The sequence below is a fragment of the Microcoleus sp. AR_TQ3_B6 genome (assembly GCF_036702785.1).
In the GTDB taxonomy this organism is placed as follows: Bacteria; Cyanobacteriota; Cyanobacteriia; order Cyanobacteriales; family Microcoleaceae; genus Microcoleus.
Genome location: NZ_JAUBVJ010000227.1, coordinates 1 through 1,831 on the forward strand (window position 1 = coordinate 1; position 1,831 = coordinate 1,831).

General features: G+C 51.1%; 1 protein-coding gene. It reads right to left on the minus strand.

What is annotated here, in order from left to right; genetic code table 11:
• On the minus strand, positions 1-1,667 hold a 1,667-nt coding region (locus QUB56_RS36830), incomplete at its 3' end, for a condensation domain-containing protein (RefSeq protein ID WP_332961291.1).
• Positions 1,668-1,831 lie beyond the last annotated feature (164 nt).

Below are 1,831 nucleotides of genomic sequence, written 5' to 3' on the forward strand. Positions count from 1 at the left end.
CCCAAGCGCTCTGGTGGATAGGCTGGGTCTAAGGGGACGTAAGCACCACCCGCCTTAAGAATGCCCAGCAACCCGACTATCATCTCCACAGATTGCTCCACGCAGATACCTACCAAAGTATCAGGACCTACATTTAAAGAACGCAGGTAATGCGCCACCCGATTTGCACGACGGTTTAACTCCTCGTAGGTTAGTTCCCCGTCTTCAAACACTACTGCTACAGCATCGGGGGTTCCAGCAACTTGGGCTTCAACTAGCTGATGGATACATAGATCTCTGGGATAATCCACTCTAGTGTCATTCCATTCCACCAGCAGAGTATGTAGCTCATTCTGTGTCAGCATCCGCAGGTCTGATAGCCGCTGTGAGGGGTTGGCAATAATGCCTTCTAGTAAGGTCTCCAAATGCTTTAGCATCCCCTCGATCGTGGCTGCATCAAAACGACGGCAATCGTAGCTTAGCTCTAGCAACAATTCTGCACCAGGCCGTGCTACCAAGTTGAGGGGATAGTTTGTCCGCTCAAAACCACGAACATTACCGATCTCTAAGCTGCTGCCCTGCTTCTGTAACGAAGCATCTACCGGATAGTTTTCAAAGACCACAATGCTCTCAAACAGGGGCAGCCCTCGGGGTACATCACTCCATCCTTGCACCTGTACCAGCGAGCTGTATTCGTACTGGCGCAACTCTACTTGCTGAACTTGAAGCTGCTGCAACCAGTCCAGCAGGGAAGTTGTGGGCGACACTTGCACCCGTATCGGCAGGGTATTGATAAATAGCCCCACCATAGACTCAACCCCCGGTAACTCTGCCGGACGACCGGAGACGGTAGCCCCAAAAACCACATCTTCCTGACCGCTATAGCGGTTCAACAGTAGAACCCAGGCTCCCTGCACTAAGGTGTTGAGGGTGAGCTGGTGTTTTCGAGCTAAGGACTGGAGGGCTGCTGTCGTTCCTATTGACAGTTGGATTTTCTGCTCAGCGTAGCTTTGCCCCTCACCGATAGAGCGGCCCGATGCTCTATCGCCTCCCAACGGAGTTGGTGCAGTAAAGCCTTTGAGTGTCAGTCGCCAAAACGCCTCAGCTTTGGACAGATCTTGCTGTTGCAACCAAGCGATATAGTCCTGGTAGGGACGACTGCGTTTTAGGTATAAGTCTTGACCTTGGCAGAACGCTTCATAAAATGCAAAGGCTTCCTTGAGTACCGAAGACAGCGACCATCCATCCAGCAATAAGTGGTGGAAGCTCCAAATAAATTCGTAGATATCCTTGTCCATCTGGAGCCCGGTGAGGCGCATTAGCGGTGCTTTAAACAGTTGAAAGCCTCGCTTTCGGTCTGCCTGAAGGAAAGCCTCCAATTTCTCTTGCTGCTCTACAGAAGAAAGTCCCCGCCAGTCGAACTGCTGCCAGGGCAAGCTCACCCGCCGGCCTACTACCTGAAGCGGCTTCTCGATCTTGTCCCAGACGAAAGCGGTTCGCAAGGCTGGATGCCGATCTAGTACCTGCTGCCAAGCTTGCTGGAACGCTGAGACGTTAAAGTTTCCCTTAATAGTGCAGCTTAACTGCTCAAAATACATCCCAGACTCGGGAGCGTAAATGGTATGGAAGAGCATACCCTCCTGCATAGGAGAAAGAGGATAGGCAGTCTCAATATTTTTAGATTTCATCTTTATGCCTCTTCAAATTCAATGCTTGCAAATGCTTTATCCAGGTCATTCTGACTCATCTGCGCTAGTGGAAAATCAGAAGGCGTGTAACCGCCTGCCTCAGGAGATTGGCAATAGGTAATGAGCTCTCGCAGAGCCGCTACAAAGTTTTGGGCTAGACCCTC